This window comes from Lysobacter enzymogenes (assembly GCF_017168095.1).
GTDB classification, from domain to species: Bacteria; Pseudomonadota; Gammaproteobacteria; order Xanthomonadales; family Xanthomonadaceae; genus Lysobacter; species Lysobacter enzymogenes_D.
On record NZ_LXSD01000202.1, the window covers coordinates 1 to 1,739 of the forward strand.

Below are 1,739 nucleotides of genomic sequence, written 5' to 3' on the forward strand. Positions count from 1 at the left end.
TCGCGCTCGCGCGCGGCCGCGGGCGCGCCGCGCTGGGTGGCGGCGTCGCGCGGCACCAGGCCGGTCTGCCAGCGCAGCTGTTGCAGCCGCGATGGCGGGATCGCGGCGTGCACGCGCTTGGTCAGGCTCAGCGCCAGCCCGGCGCGCAGCACGTCGGCCGCGCCGACCCCGACCTCGCCGTGCGCCTCGCGCCAGCGCGGTCCCAGCCACTGCAGGCTGACCGGATCGGCGGCGAAGCCCGAGCCGCGCAGCGCCGCCTGCCAGTGGCCGGCGTCGCGCGCGCGCAGGCCGCTGCGCGCCCAGCGCAGCCGGTACGGGCTCCAGGGATTGAGCGTGGCCAGCCACAGCCGCCCGCCCGGGGCGAGGATGCGCGCGCATTCGCCGAGCAGCGGCAGCGGGTCGGCGCCGTCGTCGAACACGTGCTGCAGCAGCACCGCGCCGAACGCCTCGCTGGCCAGCGGCAGCGGCAGGCGGCAACGCAGCGCGCCGTCGAAGCCTTCCAGGCTGCGCTGCAGGGCCACCCCGCGCCCGTGCGGCGGCGAGGCCGCGGCGACCCCGAACCAGGCCCAGGGCAAGGCCGGGCTGGCCGCCAGCACCCGCGCCATCGCCCCGGATTCGACCTCCAGCAGGCCGTGCCCGGAGACCTCGCCGAACCAGCGCAGGGCCTGGCCGGGGCCGGCGCCGTGACCGGGGTTGGGTTGACGTCCGTGGGACAGGGCGGGCATGGTCGCCTCTCGGTAGGGGGTCGGGCCGCGACCGCGGGCCCGGAGCCGAGCGATGGATATAGCAAAAACCACGGTGCCGGCGCGAACCGCGCCGACGCCGCCCAGCCTACTGCGGCGGCGTCCGCGCCGCGCGTGCGCCAGCGGCAGCGGTGCTGCCAGGAGAACCGGTTCGATGCGGCTGCTCGCCTTGCCCGCCCTCAGCGACAACTACATCTGGACGCTCGCCGGCGACGGCGGCGACGCGCTGATCGTCGATCCGGGCGAACCCGGGCCGGTGCTGGCCGCAGCCGCCGAAGGGCTGCGCCCGGCGGCGATCCTGCTGACCCACCACCACAACGACCATATCGGCGGAACCGCGGCGTTGCTGCAACATTGGCCGCAGATGCCGGTGTTTTCGCCGCACGACGAGCGCATCGCCGAAGCCACCCGGCGCCTCGGCGACGGCGCCCGGATCGAAGCGGCCGGGCAGTCCTTGCGCGTCCTGGAAGTGCCCGGCCACACCTCGAGCCACATCGCTTACGTGCTCGACGACGGCCCGGACGGTGCCCCCGTCGCGTTCACCGGCGATACCTTGTTCAGCCTGGGCTGTGGCCGACTGTTCGAAGGTACGCCCGCCCAGATGCTGGCCTCGCTGAGCCGGCTGGCCGCCCTGCCCGACCCGACCCGGGTCTGCTGCGGCCACGAATACACCCTGTCCAACGCCGCCTTCGCGCGCGTGGTCGAATCCGACAACCCGGCGCTGCAGCGCCGCATCGAACAGGCCCAGGCCATGCGCAACGCCGGACAACCGACCCTGCCCAGCACGATCGCCGACGAGCGCGCCGCCAACCCGTTCCTGCGCAGCCGCGAGCCCGCGGTGATCGCCGCGGTGAGCGCGCGTCTGGGCCGGGCGCCGGCCGACGAGGTCGAGACCTTCGCCGAATTGCGGCGCTGGAAGGACGGGTTCCGCGCGTGAGCGGGGCGCCGCCGAGTCCGGCCGCGGGTGGCCGCGGCCTGAGCGCGCGCCGCCGCGCC

At 75.9% G+C, this 1,739-nt stretch carries 2 protein-coding genes; one reads left to right on the plus strand and one right to left on the minus strand.

Annotated elements, in window-relative coordinates; all coding sequences use genetic code 11:
* Nucleotides 1-725, minus strand: a 725-nt coding sequence (locus tag A7A76_RS05240; RefSeq protein ID WP_241200741.1) for a methyltransferase domain-containing protein, incomplete at its 3' end; no start/stop codon positions are given.
* 172 nt (nt 726-897) lie between these two features.
* Between A7A76_RS05240 and gloB the strand changes: the two genes are divergently transcribed.
* A complete protein-coding gene (gloB, locus tag A7A76_RS05245) occupies nt 898-1,680 on the plus strand; it encodes a hydroxyacylglutathione hydrolase (protein ID WP_206410204.1) in 783 nt (260 codons plus the stop codon).
* The last annotated feature ends 59 nt before the right edge of the window (nt 1,681-1,739 follow it).